Raw genomic sequence first — 22,299 nt, 5'->3', positions numbered from 1 at the left:
CTTAAGCTACGTGCGAGGTTTCTGACGCTTCAACTGCTGAACTTTCCTAAAACCTCCACAAGGCTGTGGGTTTTTAGAAAGAGGTTCAGCATCGGCGTTTGAGAGGCTAGTTCCTAACCCCTTGGCATAATTAAGCATTACCATAGCTGTGCCACATCACGGTCAGCAACAAAATCGCAGTTGTCGCAATTGTGCACCCGTTGGGGGACACTGCTGAAGGGACACCCCAACTGGCAAGGAAAACTACCCACAGCAGCAGATTGTTACCGCTATGTGCTACAAAATCCTGCGACAGATCTAGCACTTACTGCTCCAAAATCCAGACAGCAATTAGAGGCAAATCTGACTGTTCTACACACTCCTCTACTCTCTGCACAAGAAGTAGCTAGTTGGCAAGAGTATGGCGACTTAATTTATGGTACAGGCCAAGATGCATTCGATACTCAATGGATTTGAAACATCATTTTCTCTCTGCACAACCTTCCAAAACTGTATTACCCAGGATGAGAGTCGCTGAGTAAGGATACTGTATGTCTGACATGCCATCGCTACAAGCATCTTCTTTTTTGATGATCAGTGTATTATTAGTTTTACCCCGCAATCGATACACTCTGAGCAAATCTTTTGGACGCCCTGATGCCTGCAATGGTGTAACGTAGGGAAAGGTGAGTTTACGATTTTCTGGTGTTGAGTAGACAATTCCATTCTTCTTAGATACTGTCACACTCCAAAATGGTTCCGTACCCCGAGCAATAAACTCTTCCGTGTTGGTAGTATTTTGAGCCAGTATATTGTTGCTATGCAATTGGGAAGCAACTGTAATTGCGCTACTACAAACTACAAAAGCAATAATAGAAAAGATTAAAATTTTTTTCATTGAACAAGAATTTATAACTACACCCGATTATGTATACACAGGCGATCGCACTATTTTCAGACAATTGACACACTGCTGTCATAGCGATCGCTCAAAATATCAGTATTAGGAATAATAATAATTTTTGAGTTTCCTTTCTAGGAGATGTTTCACACTTTTTCTGTTCACAAGTCTGTAGATGCTTTGAAAGTTTTGGCGACTGGGGTTGTATCTAGTCTTTTAGCAGTTCAGTTAGCACCCACGATTGCACAGCAAGTTGAACAACCAATCGCACAGCTTGCAGATTCTAGTTCTCCAAATCCTACGGTAGTAACACAACAAGATAACCAACCTACACTCTGGTTAGTAGCAGCTGCTGTCGGTGGTGTAGCAATTGGTGTAGCTTTAAAAGAAAGAGGAAATCGCCAGGGAAGTACTACAGATAGTGGTTCATTTACGGGTCAAAAGGCTGGTGTCATTAGCTTTGATCAAGCTAGTCGCAAACTGCAAAGGAGACTTCTGACTCTCTTGCATGATGATAGAGAAGCAGCCAAGCGGCTTTTTACTCAAGCACAGTTCAAGTTTCCCAACAAAACAGCCGACTGGTATGCTGATAAAGTTATTTATGACCTTGAACGCGATCGCGGTGGCTTATAAAGCGATACGGTTTAGTTAGAGCCAAAAATCTTAAATTGAGTAGGTTGGGGTTCGTAGTTTAATTCTTCAAGTAGAGGTATACAGGTCATTAAAAATGCATATACTGCAATTACCAAGCAAGAATTTTTTTAGCCTCTAGTCTTACAAGCGCTAGCGGCTTTTCTTACTTTCTACCCAATTCGACAGATATAGTATTCCTAAATCATTTATAAGAGAAAAGATCTCCGGCTTCTCCAAAAAGTCGTGGATCTGGGCATTGCGATTCTCACAAATCAAATAGGATTGCTATATATCTATCAAAAGGAATGATATATATTTAAGTAATTAGGAAGATACAAAATATAGAAATACTCATAATTTAGTGAAGATTTGAACTGCTTTCAATATTTCTTACTAAGAATAAACTTTAATTTTGTAGTGAATTTGGTTCCTTTACATTAACTATGCCTTGTGGCTATTAATAATTAATTCTCCTGACAGATTAGCTGACAAGTCCATGATTGCTAATGTATACGTGTTACTGATAAAACGTTTACCAAATTAACAACAATGAACATTCTTGCTTGGATTGTTTTAGGTCTAATAGCTGGTGCTATTGCTAAAGCTATCTACCCCGGTCATCAAGGTGGCGGCATTTTGGGAACACTCATCTTAGGAATAATTGGCGCTTTTGTCGGTGGTAGTTTAGGCATTTTATTAAGCACGGGAACCTTTGCCCTAACGGCTCCTACCCTCAGTATTACAGGTATTATAGTGGCAGTGATTGGCGCACTTATCGCTGTTTTCGTATGGAACTTGTTAACTCGCCGCAGTACTATCTAGTTAACAAAGTCGTAATCAATTTATAGTAAACTTCAGGGAGCAGATTTAAGTATTTTTATCCCTGATTCATATAAAAATATTAGCGCTAGCCTCACTACAGGCTAGCGCTATTGTTATCTGAGTGTTAATCTTCCAGTGGGAAGATAGCAGTCTTGGCTTTTGACATGATTAACTGTTGGAACAACTATAACTTGCTGATGCAGAAAGCCACTATAACTTTTTTGTTATTTTGATCAATGTACGGCTATATTACTTGTCCACTCTTTGTTACATTTTTGAAGGTGAGTATAAGTAAACGTCAGACAATTTTTTCCTTCTACTTAATAGCAATTTATTAAAATTATGTTTCTTACTCAAACTGTTCCTCGTCAACGAGAAATCATTGAAGTTCTTTTCCGTCATGGCTGGGACTACATGCGGAGGTTGCTCACAGGCGGTAAAGCTGACGAGCCTCAGTTACCGACACCAGCAGTTTTGAAAAATATCTTGGTAGATTTGGGACCTGTGTATGTTAAGTTGGGTCAACTACTTTCTACCCGCCCTGACTTACTAAGTGCATCTTATATCGAAGAACTATCAACGCTACAAGATGAAGTCCCGCCAGTTTCTTGGTCAGAAGTAGAAGTACTGATTCGTCAACAACTCAAACAGCCTCTAGAGCAAACCTTTACAACAATTAATCCTGTACCAGTAGCAGCTGGTTCTATTGCTCAAACACATCGCGCTACCCTCAAAGATGGTCGAGAAGTTGCTTTGAAAGTGCAACGTCCAGGAATTGATGTTACTGTTGCCAGAGATATTGCTCTGATTCAAGGTATTGCTGATTTAGTAGCGCGTACTGAATTTGGTCAAAGCTACGAGATCAAATCTATCGCCGATGAGTTTATCAAGGCGCTGGAGGCAGAGTTAGATTTTACACGAGAAGCTAGTTATACGGATGAACTACGACAGAATTTATCTGTAAGCCGCTGGTTTGATCCCAATCAAATTGTAGTCGCCAAAATTTATTGGGATTTGACCACACAAAAATTACTAGTAATGGAATGGTTAGATGGCGTACCATTATTGGCGGCTGATTTGAATAACCAAAACGGTAAAACTCCAGCAGTCGAACGCCAAGAAGTTACTAGCTTGTTATTTCGTGCTTTCTTTCAACAGTTGTATATAGACGGATTTTTTCACGCCGATCCGCATCCAGGGAATATTTTCTATCTCAAAGATGGACGCATAGCTCTAATTGACTGCGGTATGATGGGGCGACTCGATCCGCGTACACAGCAGATTTTAACAGAAATGTTACTGGCAATAGTCGATTTAGATGCTCGGCGGTGCGCTCAGTTAACTTTACAGCTAGCAGATTCCGAGGAACCAGTGATTTTGTCTCGTCTGGAAAATGATTATGACCGAATGCTGCGAAAGTACTATAATTTGAGCTTGTCGCAAATGAATTTCAGTCAGATCATTTATGAACTGCTCCAAGTTGCCCGTAATAATAAAATTCGTTTGCCTAGTAATATGGGTTTGTATGCTAAAACCCTAGCGAATTTAGAGGGAGTGGCCAGGTTATTCAATCCAGAGCTAAATTTTATAGATGAAATTCAACCATTGATTACAGATTTATTCCGTCGTCATCTGTTTGGACAAACACCTGTGCGATCGCTCCTAAGGACAGCTTTGGATCTTAAAAGCCTGTCTTTACAATCTCCCCGACAAATAGAATTTCTGCTAGATCGAGTCACATCAGAGACATTACAGTGGAATTTAAATATACGTGGTCTAGATAGCTTACGCCGTACCACCGATGATGCTGCCAATCGGCTTTCTTTTAGCATCCTAGTAGGTTCACTAATCATGGGAGCAGCAATTATTTCTAGTAATGCGAGAACACCAGGGTTTTCTCTATTAAGCAATGTGTTATTTGCTACTGCGAGCTTGTTAGGTTTGTGGCTGATTATTAGTATTTTGCGATCAGGACGTTTACGATAATTTTTGTTGGTTGTTGATTGTTGTTTGTTGTTTGGAGAAACTACCAACAATCAGCTATCAACCATCAACTCTCAACCATCAACTCTCAACCATCAACTCTCAACCATTTTATGCCAATCATTGAAGCTCAAAATTTGAGCAAAGTTTATCCTGTTGCTGTTAAAGAACCAGGTATTGCTGGGACGATTACCCACTTTTTTCGTCGCACCTACCGCCAAATTAAAGCAGTCCAAGATGTTTCCTTTGAAATAGCGGCGGGTGAAGTGGTAGGGTTTTTAGGGCCGAATGGTGCAGGAAAAACCACTACACTGAAAATGCTCACAGGATTAATTCATCCTTCTAGCGGTTTAGTGAAAGTCGCTGGACATGTCCCGTTTCGTCGCCAAGAAGCATTTTTGCAAAAAATAACCTTAGTAATGGGACAAAAGCAGCAACTAATTTGGGATTTGCCAGCCATAGATTCTCTGAAAATTAACGCTGCTGTTTACAATATTAGCGATCGCGAGTTTCGTAAGCGAGTCGGCGAACTCAGCGAAATGCTCTCTCTAGAAGGTAAGCTTAACCAACCAGTACGTAAGCTGTCTTTAGGTGAGCGCATGAAAGCAGAAATTTTGGCAGCACTTTTGCACCGTCCCCTAGTGCTGTTTTTAGATGAACCAACTTTAGGACTAGATGTCAATGCTCAGGTGGGAGTGCGGGATTTTTTACGAGAATATAATCAGCGTTATCAAGCCACAGTATTGTTGACGAGTCACTACATGGCAGATATTACCGCTCTGTGTCAACGGGTATTATTAATTCACCAAGGTAAGTTGATGTATGACGGTAGTTTAGATGGACTGTTGGAAAAATTTGCACCTTATCGAGAGGTACATGTGGAATTAACACAACCTCTATCTAAACAAAGACTCATGTTCTATGGTGATGTCCAAAAGTTAGACGGAAGGATGGTGTGTTTTATGGTACAGCAAGAAGAACTAACACGCACCGTCTCGCGGATTTTAGCAGATTTGGATGTGATTGATTTAAAGGTGACTGAACCACCAGTAGAAGAAGTAATTGGCAGAGTATTTCAAGCAGGAGTGGTAAGTAGTTAAAAAGTGTTGTTTGTTGTTTTTTGGTTGTTGGCTGTGGGTGGTTAGTAACCAATAACTATTGACTATGGACTATGGACTATTGACTAATGATGAAAAGACTAATCAAAACAACATTAACTTTTCTGTCTGTGTACTACGCTTATATGGTGGAATACCGAGCAGAACTAATTTTATGGGTGTTAGCTGGTTCTTTACCTATTATCTTGATGGGAGTTTGGATACAAGCTGCTCAAGGCGGACAATTTGGTTTAACACCTGTGGATTTTGCTCGTTACTTTTTGGCTGTTTTTCTTGTCAGACAATTCACAGTTGTATGGGTAATTTGGGAGGTGGAAAGGGAAGTAGTAGAAGGTAAACTTTCTAACCGGTTGTTACAACCAATTGATCCAGTATGGCATCACGTTGCTGCTCATGTTAGTGAAAGAGCTGCCCGTATCCCGTTCGCAATTCTATTAGTAGGATTGTTTTTTATCCTGTATCCCCAAGCATTTTGGATACCAAGTTTAGGAACTCTGTTATTGTTTAGTTTTGTAGTGATATTAGCTTTTATTTTGCGTTTCGTTATTCAACACACTTTTTCTATATTTTCCTTTTGGACAGAAAGAGCCAGCGCTATAGAAAATTTCTGGTTTTTGTTCTTTTTATTTTTGTCTGGGATGATTGCCCCTTTAGAGGTTTTTCCGGAGCCAGTCCGGACGGTGGTACTTTTGACTCCTTTTCCCTATTTAATTAATTTTCCTGCCAGTATTTTGGTAGGGATACCTGTAAATTTGACACAGGGGCTGTTATCAATGATTGGTTGGATTGTGTTGTTTTTGGGTCTAAATCGTTGGTTATGGCGACAGGGATTGAAGCGTTATTCAGGAATGGGAGCATGAATTACTATCAGGCGATCGCTTAATACCAACTTTATATTTTTTTTGATTGGAAATTCTTTACTTTTACAGTTATTCCAGATAAATAAAAAATTACACCTATCTCAATTTGGTATAAGTTGTTAATCAAGCACTACAGAAATAAATATCAAAGTAAAAAAAGAAGGCAAAAGCCTATAATAAAATAAACTTTGCTCCTAGCACCTTGTGCCAAAGGTACTTGTGTATATTTGTCAGTTTTTAATAATAAATCTTCAATCATTGCTTAATAGAGGGTGGCTGATGGAACGTTTAGATTCTGTACAACACACACAACAAGCTACAGGATTGGAGGAGCAAAAAACTCCAGTTGTGGAACAAGAGGTTACAGCTATCGCTCCTGCTGCATCAAACGGTAATGTTAAAACAAAAGTGCCTCTATCTCGGAGTCGTCTGCTGCCTATAGTGGTAGTAGGAGTAATTTTAGGTGCAGGAGCGATCGCCTCAGGAATTTACGCATACCGTCAATGGCAATATGCTCAAAGATTTCCCCAAACCGATAATGCCTATGTTACCGCAGACATTTATCCTGTTACTTCTCGCATCTCAGGGATAGTTAGCCAAATTGCTGTCAACGAGAACCAAGTAGTTACTCCGGGAACGCTGTTAGTAAAACTTGATCCTCAAGATTATCAAGTATCTCTAGCTCAAGCCAAAGCATCTTTAGAGTTAGCCAAACAGCAAGCAGCTTTGGCACAGAAAAAAATTAGGAATGTCCCAGTTCCTGTTGCAGTACCGCAGCTATCTGCGTTAGACAACAATACCCAAGCCAGACAGAATTTGCTCCAAGCACAGGCGACTCAACAAAGAGATATTAACGAACAACAGTATAAAACCGCATTGGCTACAGTCGCTCAGAAGCAGGCAGAGGTTAAAAAAGCTGAACTTCAGCTATCTTACACCAATATTAATGCTCTAGTTCCTGGAAAAATTGGTAATAAAAATGTCCAAGTAGGACAACGGGTCGAACCTGGCCAAACTCTTTTCACTGTGGTACAACCAAATCCTTGGATTATTGGTAACTTTCCAGAAAACCAGTTAGAAAAGATACAACCAGGACAAAAGGCAGACATTAAAATAGCTGCTTTTCCTAGTCGCAACTTTGCAGGTAAAGTTGATAGCATTGCCTTGATGCCACAAAACAATGACACAAATAATTCTGCCCTCACCAACAATGTACGCAGAATTCCTGTAAAGATTACGTTTGAGCCGACGAGTATTAAAGGTTATGAATCGCGAATTACTCCTGGTATGTCAGCAGTTGTAACAGTAATTCCGAACTAAATAATACAAAGCGATCGCTTATTGCTTTGGCGATCGCTACTGCAATTATGGATTTGAGATTTGCTCTCAATCCATAAACAGTGAATTAGTTGTGTTTCGTTTTTAGCCAGGACTTTAGTCCTTAACTAAGGTTCTATAACGCTGACTACCAAACTTCCTGCCTTTACTTTGAGGTTGCTTGTTCGCGCGCAGCTGCTGCTTGCTCGGGATGAATGCCTAAGCGAGTAAGATTGATTCTACCCTTGTTGTCAATTTCACGTACTTTGACGATCACTTCATCACCAACTGCAACTTCATCTTCAACCTTACCGACACGGTAGTCAGCTAGTTGAGAAATGTGGATCATACCTTCTTTACCTGGCAGAAACTCCACAAAAGCGCCGATAGGTATAATTCGCGTCACTCTACCTACGTAAACATCACCCTCATTCAGCTTGCGCGTCATGCCTTGAATGATGCCTTTAGCTCTTTTGGCTTTGTTTTCATCCACAGCAGAAATGGTGACAGTGCCATCATCTTCAATGTCAATTTTAGCGCCGGTTTCCTCAGTAATACCCTTGATTGTCTTACCTCCTGGCCCGATTACCAGACCAATCATGTCTTGATCAATCTTGAGCGTTAACAGACGTGGGGCATAGGGTGACATTTCTGTGCGTGGTTTGTCAATAGTCTCGAGCATTTTCTCCAGAATATGCAACCGTGCGGCTCTAGCTTGGTGGATAGCTTGAGAAATGATCTCCAAAGACAAACCACTGATTTTCATATCCATTTGCAAGGCAGTAATCCCACTGTCTGTCCCTGCAACTTTGAAGTCCATATCACCCAAAAAGTCTTCGATGCCTTGAATATCAGTCAAGACTCGGACTTCATCGCCTTCTTTGATCAAACCCATAGCTGCACCACTAACAGGTTTGGTAATTGGCACACCTGCATCCATTAAAGCCAGAGTGGAACCACACACCGAACCCATCGAAGTCGAACCATTGGAAGAAAGTACTTCCGATACTACCCGAATTACGTAGGGGAATTGTTCTTTTGGTGGTAGCACTGGTAATATTGATCTCTCCGCCAGTGCTCCGTGTCCAATTTCCCGACGTCCCGGCGCGCGCAGGGGTTTGGTTTCCCCAACGGAGAACGGCGGGAAGTTGTAATGGTGCATGTAGCGCTTTTGCTGGTCTTGTTGCAAGTCATCGTTTAAGAATTGCACATCACCTGGTGTACCAAGAGTACAAGCAGATAATACTTGGGTTAGACCCCGGTTGAATAAGCCGCTGCCATGAACCCGCTTGGGTAACAAACCAACAGCACAGGAAACAGGACGAACTTCATCTAGCTTACGACCATCGACTCGAACATTATCTTCGATGATCTGACGGCGCATCAGCTTTTTAGTAATATCTTTGAAAGTGTTGTCTAATGCCTTGGCATCACCGGTTGCGGCAACTCGAATTGGATCTTCTTCTGGTAGTTCGGCGATCGCAGCTGCGATTGATTCTTTGACAGCATCTAAGGCATTATCTCGTTGGGTTTTATCCAAATCAAATTGCGAGAGGATTTTCTTGATTTCCTCGGTAGCGCGATCGCTGATAAAGTTACTCAGTGATTGATCTGCTTCTGGCGGTGCTTCATGGACTATTTCTAACCCCAGTTCCGCAATTAAATCTTGCTGCGCTCGAATTAAATCCTGCACAGCTTCATAACCAAATTCGATCGCCTCAATAATATCTCGTTCGGGTAGCTGATTAGCTCCCGCTTCCACCATAATTACACCATCCGGCGAACCTGCTACGACTAAATCCAGGTCTCCAGCTTCGATTTCTGCATAGGTGGGGTTAATAATAAAATCATCACCCACCAGACCGACGCGCACGGCTGCCATAGGCCCATTAAAGGGAATCTTTGCCATTAAGGTGGCAATAGAAGCACCAGTCACAGCTAGCACATCTGGCGGTACTAGCTCGTCCATAGAAAGAGTCAACGCTACAATTTGCAGATCATCCCGTAACCAAGATGGAAACAAAGGACGCAAAGGGCGGTCAATCAGACGACTAGTGAGAATTGCTTTCTCTGGCGGACGACCTTCGCGTCGCAATAATCCTCCAGGGATTCTACCTGCTGCGTATAATCTTTCTTCGTAATCCACGGTGAGGGGCAGAAAATCAACGCCTTCTCTGGCTGCTGATCGCGTAGCTGTAACTAGAACTGCCGTATCCCCAGATTGTATCAACACCGATCCACCAGCCTGGGGTGCTAGTAGACCCACCTTCAGTCGAATATCCCGTCCATCGAAGGATATTGACTTCTCAAATTCTCCCATTCAGTTTTTTTTCCTTACTATGCTCGCTATTCTCTCTCTGTGGCAATCCTAACATTTATGATCTAATACTGGCTTGAGCAGTATACAGAATTAATGATAAACAATTTCGTTACAAAACGGATCGGGGATAAGGAGGACAAGGGGAGCCAATGCGTTGCGCGGGTCTCCCGCGTTGTAGCGCGCGGCGTGGACAAGGAGGACAAGGGGGACAAAGGGGACAAGGGAGACAAATAATCAGTTATCAGTTATCAAATTAAACTGGTTACTGTTCACTGAGTTTATGCCCAATGTCCGATCCTCGATTTCTTAATCCCCTATACATAATCAACGCATCCACTTGCTGTACATCTAGTTTTACCGCCGCCGGAATCTGCCCAATAATCTGGAATCCCAGTGATTTCCATAATTGAATCGAAGCTATATTAGTAGCAAAGACTAAATTGAACACTACCCCCTCGTAGCCGAGACTAGCAGCAATTGAGAGCATCGCCTCTCCCATGAACCGCCCGATTCCGAGACCCCGCTTGCCAGGTTGTACAATAAAACCAGCGTTGCAAATATGGCTACATCGACCTGGAAAGTTTGGTCTGAGATAAAATGCTCCCAGTATTTCCTGGGCTTGGTGTGTAGCAGATTCAGCAGCAGTCCTGACTACAAAAGAATCCTGAGTTAACCAGTAAGCTGCAAATTCTGATGGTGAGAGGGGTTGTTTTTGGGGATAGGTTTGTCCTTCTAAAATCACAACATTCAGTAATTTCCTTACCTCTTCTTGTTCCTCTGGATGCATGTAATCTAACTCTACTTTGATGCCATTTTTTAAAATTTTATAAAGGGGTAACTGCATCTTTCCTAAACTTGATTAAGATTACTTTCTAGTATTTAATTAAATTTAATTATTATTAACAATGTGTATTTAATTTTTAAAAATAAAGGAATTCACAAAGTAGAAAATAAGCAAATTCAAGGTTTTATTTTTGCGAAAATCTAATTAGTGGGCAAATGGCAATTTTACACGGTAGTTGGTTACTACAAAATCAGGGTAACTGTTTATTTATTTGGGGAGAGACTTGGCGATCGCTAGGGACAAATATCGAGCCAAATACATTGACAGAAATACCACCATTACCTTATGCGATCGCACCAGCCGAACTAAGCGAGTGGCTAAGTTCTCGTAATATTACAATCCCTAATTCAACAGAGCATGTCGAGATGCAATCAATCGCATCTGGGCGAACAAAGCGGCGTCAAACGACAACTACTGCTACAAAAACTTTGCCAACCTCCTCGCAAATAACTATTGCTCTACCCACTGATTTTGCAGCAGGTGAAACTGAGGGAACAACATTGATTCACCCAGTACATTCAGCAGCATTAAGTTTAGAAAAAACATCTTACCAGTACCTACACCCTTGGAAAGTAGAGGGTTTTTGTCTCAATCCTACAGAAGCAATTAAGTTTCTAACTTCTTTACCCTTGAGTATTGGCAACAGCGAAGATGATTTTGTCGGAGGCGATTTAAGATTTTGGTCCCATATCGCCCGTTGGAGTTTGGATTTAATCTCAAGATGTAAATTTCTGCCTACTCTGGAACGCCAAGCAGATGGTTCTTTCACAGCCAAGTGGCAAGCACTTTTAGATAGCGCCTTGGATGGAACTCGCTTAGAAAAATTTTCCCAACAAATGCCCCTAGCCTGTCGGACATACCAAGGAGGTGGGGAGAAAAATCACCCCATCACCCCATCACCCCACCACCCCATCTCAATAGACTTCCCTGTGGAACCACAAGAATTATTATTGGGATTTCTCAACAGTACAATTGATGCCCAAGTCAGAGAAATGTTTGGTTCCCAACCTGTGCTAGAAGCGAGAGTTATGGCGTCTTTACCAGGTGCGGTGCGACAGTGGTTGCAGTCTCTTACAGCTGCGTCAGATACTGTCAACGCCGAACCAATGGGTTTAGAACGACTAGAAGCGGCACTGAAAGCTTGGACTATGCCGCTACAATACCAACTAGCAGGAAAAAATCTGTTTCGTACCTGTTTTGTCTTGCGTCCCCCAGAATCAGGTGAAACAGATTGGATTTTGGCCTATTTTTTGCAAGCACCAGATGATCCAGAATTTTTAGTGGACGCAGAGACGATATGGCAGCATCCAGTTGAAAGCTTTGTTTATCGTGGTCGTACCATCAAACAACCACAAGAAACATTTTTACGAGGATTGGGATTAGCATCGCGCTTGTATCCAACGCTCTCACCCAGTCTGGAAAATAGTTATCCCCAATTTTGCCGCCTTCACCCCTTGCAAGCATACGAATTTATTAAATCGGTAAAGGCGCGACTCGAAGATAATGGTTTAGGTGTGATTTTACCCGCGAGTTTAGCAAATCGAGAAGGATGGGCAAATCGTCTGGGTTTGAAAATCACCGCCCAAACACCAAATCAACAGCAGGGACGCTTGGGTTTACAAAGTTTGTTAAATTTTCAGTGGCAATTAGCGATCGGTGGACAGACTCTTTCCAAGCAGGAATTTGATAGACTTGTGGCATTGAACAGTCCCCTTGTCGAAATTAACGGTGAGTGGGTAGAATTACGTCCCCAAGATATCAAAACAGCACAAGCTTTCTTTGCTTCTCGCAAAGAGCAAATGGCTCTTTCTTTGGAAGATGCTTTGCGCCTGAGTACGGGGGATACCCAGACAATTGAAAAATTACCAGTAGTTAGCTTTGAAGCATCAGGCGCATTACAAGAGTTAATTACTACCCTAACAAATAACAAAGCTGTAAAACCCCTACCCACACCCACCACTTTTCAAGGACAGCTACGCCCCTACCAACAGCGTGGTGTCGCTTGGTTGGCATTTCTGGAACGCTGGGGTTTGGGTGCATGTCTCGCGGACGACATGGGATTAGGAAAAACAGTGCAATTTATTGCCTTTTTACTACATCTCAAAGAGCAGGATGCATTAGAAAAACCAACACTTTTAGTTTGCCCAACCTCAGTATTAGGAAACTGGGAAAGAGAAGTTAAAAAATTTGCCCCGACTCTGAAGGTTTTGCAATATCACGGTGACAAACGTCCTAAAGGTAAGGCATTTGTAGAAGTAGCAAATAAGCATGATTTAGTAATTACTAGTTATGCGCTGATTCACCGAGATTTAAAGTCACTGCAGGGTGTTGCTTGGCAAGGGATTGTTTTAGATGAAGCCCAAAATATCAAAAATGCAGAGGCAAAGCAATCTCAAGCAGTGCGTCAGTTAGAGGCAAACTATCGAATTGCTTTGACAGGGACACCCGTAGAAAATAGACTACAAGAACTCTGGTCAATTTTGGATTTTCTCAATCCAGGGTACTTAGGAAATAAGCAGTTCTTCCAACGACGCTTTGCTATGCCAATTGAAAAATATGGCGATACTTCTTCATTGAATCAATTGCGTTCATTAGTGCAACCATTTATTTTGCGTCGTTTAAAAACTGACCGAGAAATTATTCAAGACTTGCCAGAAAAGCAGGAAATGAATGTATTTTGTGGTTTGAGTTTGGAACAAGCTGAACTTTATCAAAAAGTTGTAGAAGAATCATTGGCTGAAATTGAAACAGCCGAAGGAATGCAACGTCGAGGTATGATTTTAGCTTTACTCGTCAAGCTAAAACAAGTCTGCAATCATCCTGCCCAGTATTTGAAAAAAACTACTCTTTCGGAACCGCAGTTATCTGGTAAATTATTGCGGTTACAGGAAATGTTAGAAGAAGTTTTATCAGAAGGCGATCGCGCTTTAATTTTCACCCAATTTGCCGAGTGGGGTAAACTACTCAAACCCTATTTAGAACAACAACTAGGAAGAGAAATATTCTTTTTGTATGGTAGTACCAGCAAAAAACAACGTGAGGAAATGATCGACCGTTTCCAACACGATCCCCAAGGGCCACCAATTATGATTTTGTCACTCAAAGCAGGTGGTGTAGGATTAAATTTAACCCGTGCAAATCACGTCTTCCACTTCGACCGTTGGTGGAATCCAGCAGTTGAAAATCAAGCCACAGACCGAGTATTTCGCATCGGTCAAACCCGCAATGTCCAGGTGCATAAATTTGTTTGTACTGGTACTTTAGAAGAGAAAATTCATGACATGATTGAAAGTAAAAAACAACTAGCCGAACAAGTTGTTGGCGCAGGTGAAGAGTGGTTAACTGAACTCGATACTAACCAACTCCGCAATTTATTACTACTAGATCGCAGTGCAGTAATTGAAGAAGAGGAAGAGTGAGGGGATGGGAAGATGGGGAGACAACCAACAACTAACTACTAACTACCAACCACTAACCACTAACAAATGACCATTGACAATTGACTATTGACAAATGACAAATTACACATTACAAGCTAGCCGAGAATGGTGGTCACAAAGGTGGCTAGAATTATTAGATTCCTATCGCTTTAAAAAGCGTTTGGAACGCGGTAGAAATTATGCACGTCAAGGTAATGTTCTCAGCATTGAGTTTCAGGGTGCAAAGGTATTAGCCAAGGTACAGGGTAGTGAACCGGAACCTTATAAAGTTTCTCTTTCCCTTGACTCTTTTAGTGATGAAGAGTGGGGTTACGTAGTAGAAACAATGTCGCAAAAAGCAATTTTTGCGGCAAAACTTTTAGCAGGAGAAATGCCACAAAATATAGAAGAAGTTTTTACTGCCAATGGTCTTTCTCTATTTCCTTTTACTTTATCCGATGTTCACAGTAGATGTACTTGTCCTGATAAAGCAAATCCCTGCAAACATATTGCAGCAGTTTACTATCAGTTAGGCGATCGCTTTAGTGAAGATCCTTTTGTACTCTTTCAATTGCGGGGACGTACCAAAGAGCAAATTATTAGTAATTTACGTCAGTTACGTAGTACTAATATTGAAGTCACGACTGACCAAACACAAGCAGATCAAGACTCAGTTGCTCAAAATCAATATTCTTTAAATCTAGAATCTTTTTGGCAATATTATGAGCCATTAGAATCTTCTTTAGTAGTGATTGCACCATCTAATAGTGAAACAGTTTTAGACGTATTGGGGTCAATTCCCCTTGCTAAAGAAGAGGAAAATCTTGCCAGTTTAACTGCTGCGGATCTAGTGATGAAATATTTAGATACTGTTTATAAAGATGTCAGCCAAAAAGCTATGCTAGCAGCGATGAACGTAGGTGGAAATTAATATAGCAGTCCAAAATCACGCCTAATGTGAATTCTTAAATCTGTGTGTATCTGTGTGCATCTGTGTTCGTTAATCAAAATCAACTAGGTAATTGCCAAAAACCTTATTTCACATCTTGCACCTATTTTTTGACCACTCATAGCTTAACTCCACTAAAGTAGACTCATCCAATACTCAGTCATCTTGAGATGACTTTTGCTATCAGCCTAGAACTAAAGTTCTAGGCGTGCATAGGACAAAAGCAAAATTAATGAATATGACTGCGAATGATGTCATCAATCATCGCCTCTACATCCACCTCATCTAAATCTGATTCTGTTAGATAAAAGCGTGCATAGCGATCATCTAAATCAAAAGCTTCGTTTAACCAACCTGCAAAACCACGGGCCCGTTTATCAATCTCCAGCAAAACTTCTAACTCCCCTGGGTGTAAACGGAAAATGATTTCTAACTCATCAAGATAATTTCTGTATTCTCCACTGGGTTTGAACTCAAATTCTTGTACAAATGGATAAGAACCACCAAAAGAATGGGTATATTCGCAATCCACTTTATGCAGGTGAAAACCTAATCTTTCTACTGCTACAAATACTCGTTGCATCAGTGGATGAGGTTTAACTTCTAAAACATCTCTATCTCTGGGGTTGATCGCAGTCTTAATATCCAAGCCTGTACGGATATATACTGGTGTTCTGCCTATAGTTAGGGGTATCTCGTAGGGTAACTCTAGGGCAAACGGCACTACAATTTCTTGTTTCGGTTGAACAGTTAACCGTTCTAACAAGCGGTAATCGACCATTATACACTCTTCATGAATGGTAGAATCATCGACTTCCCGCTCATACTCAGTGGCAAGTTTCAAATAAATATCACTGATGTCCTGAGCTACATCACCACCAGTAATGTGGACTTCTCCTTCCAATGTATCACCGGGGATCACAGCAGCGTTAAAAATACGTGTATCAACCTTGGCAGAGCCAATACCAACGCTTGCCAACATTTTTTTAAACATTCTTTCTCGCTTACTCCTGTAGATTTGCTCTATTTTAGTTTGGCTAGTATGAGAGTGTCATATATGACACCCTTGTGTTGGAACTACACAAGCAAGCTGTAATTTTCCGAAAAAAGAAATTGTGAAAAAATTTTTACCTTTAATTTGCAACTTCTGCCATTTCAATAATTCGCCCTTCGTAGTCCTTAACCAAAAAGTTTAAAGGTTTTCTGCTGCGAATTTTGAATTTCAACCCTCGCACTTCTACTCGCATTAAAATCATTTCCATGCATTCATGATCGAAGCACACGTGACGTTGTTGATTTTTGCTACCTAAACTAGCTCCCGTAATTACATGCAACTGAGTATTTTTCTTAAGTTGATACCACAGTCCTTCACTTGCATTCGTCATTTTGTTAGAAAAAGAAGGACTGCTCCCTAAGTAAAGCGGATCAACTCCTGTTGCTCCTATGGTTTGTTCATAGTTGTAATAGTAGTGTAGTGGTACTTCTGCTGCTGGTAAATCTAGAAGTCCTTCGTATAACTGTCGCGCAATTTCCAAATCTGACACCATAACTGTGTACACCTTTGGCGCGCTGGTGAGGAACATCCACATAGCCCCAGCATAGGCTGCTAGTAGCATTACCATTATGCCTTGGGTAGAAAAAAGGCTATCTAATGGTATAGAAGGTAAAAAAGAGGCAAAAGTATAAGGATTAACCAAGAATGATGTCACACTTGCTATAAACATGAACAGAATCGGGAATTATATATAAGGGAGCCGCTTTTTTTGTAGATTATGACTGAAATGAAGTCTTTATTTCTAGTGTATCAAGTGCTAATTCGTCTTGGTGTGAAGTCGAATCAGACTGACACCAACAGACTATTTGATTAAAACAAAGATTGCGATCGCCAAGTTAATTCTAACAACATAAGCAGAATCGGACTGTGCAAATTCCTCATTTTCCTGAAGCTAATCATCCCTTGGTTAAGTCACTGTTCCATCACACTGACCTAGAACTCGTGAAGTTGTTTCAGCAGCACCCAGAGTCAGGAAGGTACTTTACAGCTATTTTTTGCCGTTATAGCCCTATAGTTTATACAGTAATTCGCCACTCGGCGCGATCGCCTGTACAAGCAGATTATTTATTTGCCTTGACTTGGCGACATATCTACCATGAGTTGGGTGGACTTAATCTTAGTAGCACTCAACCTGGTAAGGAAAGTCTGACCTTACAAAATTGGCTGATTGATCAGACTGCTTACTGCATCAACGAGATTGAACTTCCTCCTACTGAAGCAATTCATTATTCTCTCAAAGCAACCTCTGTACCACTATGGTGTTATGTAGAACAAGCATTAGACCAAATGACGCCAATTTTACGCTTGATGGTGTTAATGGCTCAAACCTTTCACTGGAGCGAAACGAGAATTGCTGCCTATCTACAAGCTGAAGGAGAAACGATCACTCCCAGCGAAGTAGCCAATTTTCTCCAGGAAGGTTATCGTATGCTAGAGGAAAAATTACCAACAGATATTCGTACTATCTACTTAGGTGAAAATTTACTGCCCCCCGCAACCGCGTAGAAATACATACTTTATATGTATTTTGCAATGCTATTAAATAAACATACCAAACATTCTGCATAAAGCCGTAATTCCACAGGCAAAGTTTATGAAACAAGGGTATTTAATACTAAAAATTAACCAAATTTTCATCTATAAATTCAAGCGGGGGAACAAGAGTTTAAAGAGTACAGCTAATAAACCCCTTCCCCTTTCTCCCTTACCCTTTTTAGTTGCTAGTTTTATATTTCATCCCATAGCGGCGAATGCTGCGGATATTACCGAACAACTCCACCGTCAGATAGATAAATCTGTAGTGCGACAATCCACAGACCAAGCAGATACTTTGCTGCGAATCGGTCAGCAGCAACACACCTCTGGCAAGTCTGACAAAGCAATTGAGTCTTGGTTACAAGCACTAGAAATTTATCACTCCCTTGGTGATCTCAACGCTCAAGGTTTAATTTATGATTACCTTGGTAGAGGTTATGTCCAGTTAGGTCGTTACAAAGAAGCAGAAAACGCCATACGCCGACGCCTAGCGATCGCTCGTGATACCCATGACTTTCAAAGCCAAATTTTCGCCCTGAATAATATTGGTACATTATTGTTGCAACAAGGGGAACCCAACGCTAGTTTACAAACTTTTGCCGAAGCTGTGGAAATTGCCCGCCACGTTAAAAATATTGAAGGTCAAGGACTGTCTTTAAGTAATTTGGGACTAGCGAATGCAAGGCTAGGAAATTACAACAAAGCCATCAAACTCTACGAGAATGCTTTAAGTTTCCGCCGTCAGGTTCGTGATCCCATCGGTGAGGCTAATACCCTCAATAATTTAGGTGATGCTTACCTAGAAGCAGGAGATTATCAAGGTACTATCGGGACTTATGGATCTGCACTGCGAATTGCTAAGTATAGTGGCGATCGCGTTAACCAATTGCGAGCAATTGATGGTCTAGTTACTGCTCACAGTTCCGTGGGACGCTATGAACGCGCCTTTGACTTGCTACAGCAGCGATTAATATTAGCTCAAGAATTACAAAATCGGCGAGAAGAATTAAAATCTTTTGAGTCCTACGCTCAGTTATATGAGCAACTAGGTAATCTCCCAACAGCCCGTAACTTTTATGAAAGGGCGATTACGGTAGCAAAGATATTAGAAGACAGTAAGCAAGAAGTGCGATTACTAGACCAACTCACTCAAATGATGCGGAAAGCTAACTTGACCAAAACAAGCAAAAAAAAGAATTAAATTATCGTAGGGTAAGCATCAATAACTTCTTCGTTAAAGGGCAATACGGTTCAGTTAAGGTTTTGATCTACCCCTGTGAAGATTTGTCTTGGTGTCTTAGTGTCTTTGTGGTGAAAAAGATAATCTTGAAACCACCAAGACACTAAGACACAAAGAGTAACCAAGCGTATTGGGTTAAAGGAAAAAGGATAAGGAATGTTCTTTCTATTCCTTACCCTTTCACCTTTAGGACTTACTTGGAAATAGTTGATTAAATATATTTTTAAATATGCTTAATAATAATACGGTTGCGTCCCTCTGCTTTTGCTTGATAAAGTGCCTTATCAGCTGCTTCAATTAAAGCTAAGGGCGAAGTTTCAAAATTGGGAATAACTGTAGCGATTCCTAAACTGAGAGTTACAAACTGACTAACAGTAGATCCAGAGTGAACGATTTTTAATTCTCTCACTCCAACCTGCATTGCTGCTGCGACGTGAAGTGCACCCCTATCATGAGTGTGAGGCAAAATCACGGCAAATTCTTCACCTCCATAACGTGCAACTAAGTCCTGATATTTTTGGGCTGTGTCTTTTAAGACATTAGCCACTTTTTGCAAACAGATATCCCCAGCGGGATGACCATATTTATCGTTGTAAAGTTTAAAAAAATCGATATCACATAAGATTAATGAGATTGGCGATCGCTGCTGTGCTAACTCCAACCACTGAGAATTGAAATATTGATCAAAGCGACGGCGATTAGCTAGCCCAGTTAAGCCATCTTCGTTAGCAAGTTGCTGCAAAGCTTGATTGGCTGCTTCTAACTGTTTATATACCTGTCCTTGTTGTAATAGCTTTCTTACCCGTCGCCGCAATACTGCCCAGTGAATGGGTTTCGTGACAAAATCACTAGCTCCAGCCTCAAAAGCACGGTCTACTGAATCAGGATCATCTAATCCTGTAATCATCAGTATAGGAGTACGCGCCCAAAATGTAGAAATCAAGCTATTGCTAAAACCGGAGACGTCAAGAGAGCCAAGTGCTAGCACTAAATTTTTCTTGGCAATTTGCATTAATTCCTGACAACAGGTAAAGCCATCCATTGTTGGCATGACCACATCTAACAAAATTAAATCAGGCTTGACGGCAGTATAAGCATCTAAACACTCTTTACCATTACTGACTTCGACTACTCGGTAGCCTTCTTGTTCCATAGCTTCACGCAACAGCATTCGCATGGTTCTATCATCATCAGCTACGAGAATCAGAGGGGGTTTATTGGAAATAGAATTAAATGAGCCTATCCTTAGCATGAGTTGAATTTTATAGGAAATAAAAGCTTAGAGGATGAAAAAGTAATATATTTATGCTATTGCTGATAAATTGTTTATTTTGATGTTTTTTATTCTAAAAAGCTTTGTTATCTGCTGGTTGAACACAGATTTTGTGAACCAACTCAATTATTTCCTGTGGAATTGGTTTGTGTAAAAGTAAACAACATGTAGCGCCATTTGTTTTTTGTATGAGTGAGTGTGGACTAATGTATCGATGGCACAGCAACACGATGACATCAGTGCTACCTCTGTAAGTGTAAGAAGTGGTGTTGCTCCTTGCTGTCTGTAAATCTGGTGGCGGTAGACCGATGGTTTGCATAGATTAATCTATCTAGAAAGCAAAGTTAGTTTGTACCTTTTTGTCCTACTATGCACTTGCAAGGTAGGGAAATGTTACTATTTATATTTCCCAACTACAAACAAGCAATTACTATTTTTTTGAAAACTTCAAATGTATATTCGCAGTTTAAGGTTACGCAGTGTGTTTAAACACCAACTGTGTTAGGACAAAAGTGGCTGATTGCGTAAGTATGTCGTAAATGTGCAATTTATAACTATGGAGTCAAAACGGATAAATTTAATTTTGTGCCAATCATAGTAATTATTTGGTAAATTTACTTAACTAACATCTAAAAAATATAAATAGGTAAAGTTATAAATAAAAATAAGGATAAGACAGCAAAAAAATAGGTGAAAAGCTTTCGTTGTTTCTACTTAACACCCATCCTATGGAAATTTATGGAGTATCTTTTATGCCAGATTCATTAATGTACCAGCAAGATCATTTTGTTGTTTTAGAGACAAATCAAGAGGAACAGTTTTTGACAGCATCGGAATTATTAGAAAAATTGACAGATATTCTCCAAAAACTCAATCCTCAAGATTTACCTCCTGATATACGTTCTTTGGATTCGCTCGAATCAAGAGCGAAATATTTGCTTGATACCAGTTGTGAATTAGATGTTGGCCCCGGGCAATATTTACAATGGTACGCAGTACGCTTAGAGAAATAAATTTAGTCAATAGTCCATTGTTTTGACAATTGACTATTGACTATTCACATTGGACTATTTTGTAGCCGCGATCAATGTTAGCTCAATTATATTTTCTCCTGACTGTGTGACTTCGACGTTGACTCCAGGACCAAAATAACTGACCATTTTCTCCTGTTTTTGTTGCCAGATCTCAATTGGTATTGCTGAGGAATCAAATTCTAAAATCAAGGCATAATTTCCGTTGATATCTTCTTCTCGTAACCCTGTAATCAGTGGTAGTTCTCCATCTGAAGAAGTTAAACCCAAGTAGGACAAAGCACGATCAAAATGAGCGTTTTGCCCGTAGGAATAACGAGTCAGGTCTTTACGAATTTTATTTTGAGTGGGAGTTGCTTGCTGCTGGCGCAGTGCTAAAACTGTAGGCGCAGTAGCTTGACTGAAGGGTACGGGTTTGAGTTCATTAGCTTTAAGTGCCAACCCTCCTAGCACTAGTGGAATCCCGTAAAAAAATCCAACCAGATTGAGAGTAGCATTATCGTTTGCGTAGGCAATGAAGCCGATGATGGTTAAGATACCACCGATGGTTAAACCCAGGGTTCCCAGAGAAACTTGGCGTAACATGACTTAATTTTTAATAGTTTTTCTTTGCACCGGTTTTTCTTATCATCGGCGATCGCCTACAGATTAGGGAAGAGGATAGATAAAAGTCTCTATTGTTTTGAGTTAACTTTGAATTTGAACATATTATTTAAGACGGAAATCCAAAATTATGGATCCACAAACTATCAAAGAAAAAATTGCCCAAATTCAAAGCAAACGTGAGTACTTACTCAGCTTACTGGAGCAACCAAACTTGGGGACTTTAAGAATAGACGTAAATCAAGCTTTGGAAGAAATGGATGAGTTAATAGATGAATATAGACGCACCTTTCCGGAAACAGACATCTGATTAAGCTAAACTAAGCTACAGCAATAAAACCTATGTCGGTAGCAACCTTTGATTCTGGTTCTATCGACAACTTTTCCATTTCTTTCAAATATCCAAACTCCCAAATC

21 protein-coding genes are annotated in these 22,299 nt (G+C 40.6%); 13 read left to right on the top strand and 8 right to left on the bottom strand.

Annotated elements, in window-relative coordinates; all coding sequences use genetic code 11:
- Positions 1-180 precede the first annotated feature (180 nt).
- The gene (locus UYK_RS0122575) at positions 181-456 is read left to right on the top strand and encodes an aldo/keto reductase (RefSeq protein ID WP_016872209.1); all 276 of its coding nucleotides are present in this window, start codon (positions 181-183) and stop codon (positions 454-456) included.
- 4 nt (positions 457-460) lie between these two features.
- On the opposite strand, the gene UYK_RS0122570 is transcribed toward UYK_RS0122575, so the two are convergent.
- Complete coding sequence (locus tag UYK_RS0122570; RefSeq protein ID WP_009456833.1) at positions 461-877, bottom strand: COG3650 family protein; 417 nt, start codon at positions 875-877, stop codon at positions 461-463.
- A gap of 144 nt (positions 878-1,021) precedes the next feature.
- Here UYK_RS0122570 and UYK_RS0122565 point away from each other — a divergent pair, with 144 nt between their 5' ends.
- The 6 genes from UYK_RS0122565 (at position 1,022) to UYK_RS0122540 (ending at position 7,616) form a co-directional block, all read left to right on the top strand.
- Positions 1,022-1,513 (top strand): hypothetical protein, encoded by a 492-nt coding sequence (locus tag UYK_RS0122565; RefSeq protein ID WP_009456834.1) that lies wholly within the window; start codon positions 1,022-1,024, stop codon positions 1,511-1,513.
- A gap of 549 nt (positions 1,514-2,062) precedes the next feature.
- Complete coding sequence (locus UYK_RS0122560; protein ID WP_009456835.1) at positions 2,063-2,335, top strand: GlsB/YeaQ/YmgE family stress response membrane protein; 273 nt, start codon at positions 2,063-2,065, stop codon at positions 2,333-2,335.
- Positions 2,336-2,677: 342 nt separating this feature from the next.
- The gene (locus UYK_RS0122555) at positions 2,678-4,321 is read left to right on the top strand and encodes an ABC1 kinase family protein (RefSeq protein WP_009456836.1); all 1,644 of its coding nucleotides are present in this window, start codon (positions 2,678-2,680) and stop codon (positions 4,319-4,321) included.
- A gap of 110 nt (positions 4,322-4,431) precedes the next feature.
- Positions 4,432-5,418, top strand: coding sequence for an ABC transporter ATP-binding protein (locus tag UYK_RS0122550; protein ID WP_009456837.1), 987 nt, complete (start codon positions 4,432-4,434; stop codon positions 5,416-5,418).
- 89 nt (positions 5,419-5,507) lie between these two features.
- Entirely contained in the window at positions 5,508-6,296 is a 789-nt protein-coding gene (locus tag UYK_RS0122545) for an ABC transporter permease (protein ID WP_016872207.1), read from the top strand.
- A 279-nt stretch (positions 6,297-6,575) separates the two neighbouring features.
- The gene (locus UYK_RS0122540; RefSeq protein ID WP_009456839.1) at positions 6,576-7,616 is read left to right on the top strand and encodes an HlyD family secretion protein; all 1,041 of its coding nucleotides are present in this window, start codon (positions 6,576-6,578) and stop codon (positions 7,614-7,616) included.
- A 163-nt stretch (positions 7,617-7,779) separates the two neighbouring features.
- On the opposite strand, the gene UYK_RS0122535 is transcribed toward UYK_RS0122540, so the two are convergent.
- Positions 7,780-9,933, bottom strand: coding sequence for a polyribonucleotide nucleotidyltransferase (locus UYK_RS0122535; RefSeq protein ID WP_009456840.1), 2,154 nt, complete (start codon positions 9,931-9,933; stop codon positions 7,780-7,782).
- Positions 9,934-10,195: 262 nt separating this feature from the next.
- Positions 10,196-10,777, bottom strand: a complete 582-nt coding sequence (locus UYK_RS0122525) for a GNAT family N-acetyltransferase (protein WP_016872205.1) — start codon at positions 10,775-10,777, stop codon at positions 10,196-10,198.
- A 155-nt stretch (positions 10,778-10,932) separates the two neighbouring features.
- On the opposite strand from UYK_RS0122525, the gene UYK_RS0122520 reads away from it, so the two are divergent.
- Positions 10,933-14,196, top strand: a complete 3,264-nt coding sequence (locus UYK_RS0122520; RefSeq protein ID WP_016872204.1) for a DEAD/DEAH box helicase — start codon at positions 10,933-10,935, stop codon at positions 14,194-14,196.
- Between the two features lie 94 nt (positions 14,197-14,290).
- Complete coding sequence (locus UYK_RS0122515) at positions 14,291-15,127, top strand: SWIM zinc finger family protein (protein ID WP_009456845.1); 837 nt, start codon at positions 14,291-14,293, stop codon at positions 15,125-15,127.
- A gap of 247 nt (positions 15,128-15,374) precedes the next feature.
- Here UYK_RS0122515 and UYK_RS0122510 read toward each other — a convergent pair whose 3' ends face one another.
- Together UYK_RS0122510 and UYK_RS0122505 are read right to left on the bottom strand one after the other, a co-directional pair.
- Positions 15,375-16,139 carry a sporulation protein gene (locus tag UYK_RS0122510; RefSeq protein ID WP_009456847.1) on the bottom strand — a complete coding sequence of 255 codons (765 nt, stop codon included), beginning with the start codon at positions 16,137-16,139 and terminating at the stop codon, positions 15,375-15,377.
- 139 nt (positions 16,140-16,278) lie between these two features.
- A complete protein-coding gene (locus tag UYK_RS0122505) occupies positions 16,279-16,869 on the bottom strand; it encodes a hypothetical protein (RefSeq protein ID WP_009456849.1) in 591 nt (196 codons plus the stop codon).
- A 197-nt stretch (positions 16,870-17,066) separates the two neighbouring features.
- Here UYK_RS0122505 and UYK_RS0122500 point away from each other — a divergent pair, with 197 nt between their 5' ends.
- Positions 17,067-17,705 (top strand): hypothetical protein, encoded by a 639-nt coding sequence (locus UYK_RS0122500; protein WP_009456851.1) that lies wholly within the window; start codon positions 17,067-17,069, stop codon positions 17,703-17,705.
- Positions 17,706-17,793: 88 nt separating this feature from the next.
- The gene (locus UYK_RS0122495; RefSeq protein ID WP_009456853.1) at positions 17,794-18,936 is read left to right on the top strand and encodes a tetratricopeptide repeat protein; all 1,143 of its coding nucleotides are present in this window, start codon (positions 17,794-17,796) and stop codon (positions 18,934-18,936) included.
- Between the two features lie 262 nt (positions 18,937-19,198).
- Here the strand turns inward: UYK_RS0122495 and UYK_RS0122490 are convergent, their stop codons facing one another.
- Together UYK_RS0122490 and UYK_RS0122485 are read right to left on the bottom strand one after the other, a co-directional pair.
- Positions 19,199-20,227, bottom strand: a complete 1,029-nt coding sequence (locus UYK_RS0122490; RefSeq protein WP_009456855.1) for a response regulator — start codon at positions 20,225-20,227, stop codon at positions 19,199-19,201.
- A 94-nt stretch (positions 20,228-20,321) separates the two neighbouring features.
- Positions 20,322-20,567, bottom strand: a complete 246-nt coding sequence (locus tag UYK_RS0122485) for a hypothetical protein (RefSeq protein ID WP_016872202.1) — start codon at positions 20,565-20,567, stop codon at positions 20,322-20,324.
- Positions 20,568-21,000: 433 nt separating this feature from the next.
- Between UYK_RS0122485 and UYK_RS0122480 the strand changes: the two genes are divergently transcribed.
- Positions 21,001-21,261: a CRR7 family NDH-1 assembly protein gene (locus UYK_RS0122480; RefSeq protein ID WP_009456857.1), complete on the top strand. Its 261-nt coding sequence runs from the start codon at positions 21,001-21,003 to the stop codon at positions 21,259-21,261.
- Between the two features lie 54 nt (positions 21,262-21,315).
- Here the strand turns inward: UYK_RS0122480 and UYK_RS0122475 are convergent, their stop codons facing one another.
- Positions 21,316-21,864, bottom strand: coding sequence for a DUF2854 domain-containing protein (locus UYK_RS0122475; RefSeq protein ID WP_009456859.1), 549 nt, complete (start codon positions 21,862-21,864; stop codon positions 21,316-21,318).
- 148 nt (positions 21,865-22,012) lie between these two features.
- On the opposite strand from UYK_RS0122475, the gene UYK_RS0122470 reads away from it, so the two are divergent.
- Positions 22,013-22,192 (top strand): hypothetical protein, encoded by a 180-nt coding sequence (locus tag UYK_RS0122470; protein WP_009456861.1) that lies wholly within the window; start codon positions 22,013-22,015, stop codon positions 22,190-22,192.
- Positions 22,193-22,299 lie beyond the last annotated feature (107 nt).

This window comes from Fischerella thermalis PCC 7521 (genome assembly GCF_000317225.1).
In the GTDB taxonomy this organism is placed as follows: Bacteria; Cyanobacteriota; Cyanobacteriia; order Cyanobacteriales; family Nostocaceae; genus Fischerella; species Fischerella thermalis.
The sequence above is the reverse complement of the archived record's forward strand: the minus strand, read 5'-3'. Positions and strand labels throughout refer to the sequence as shown.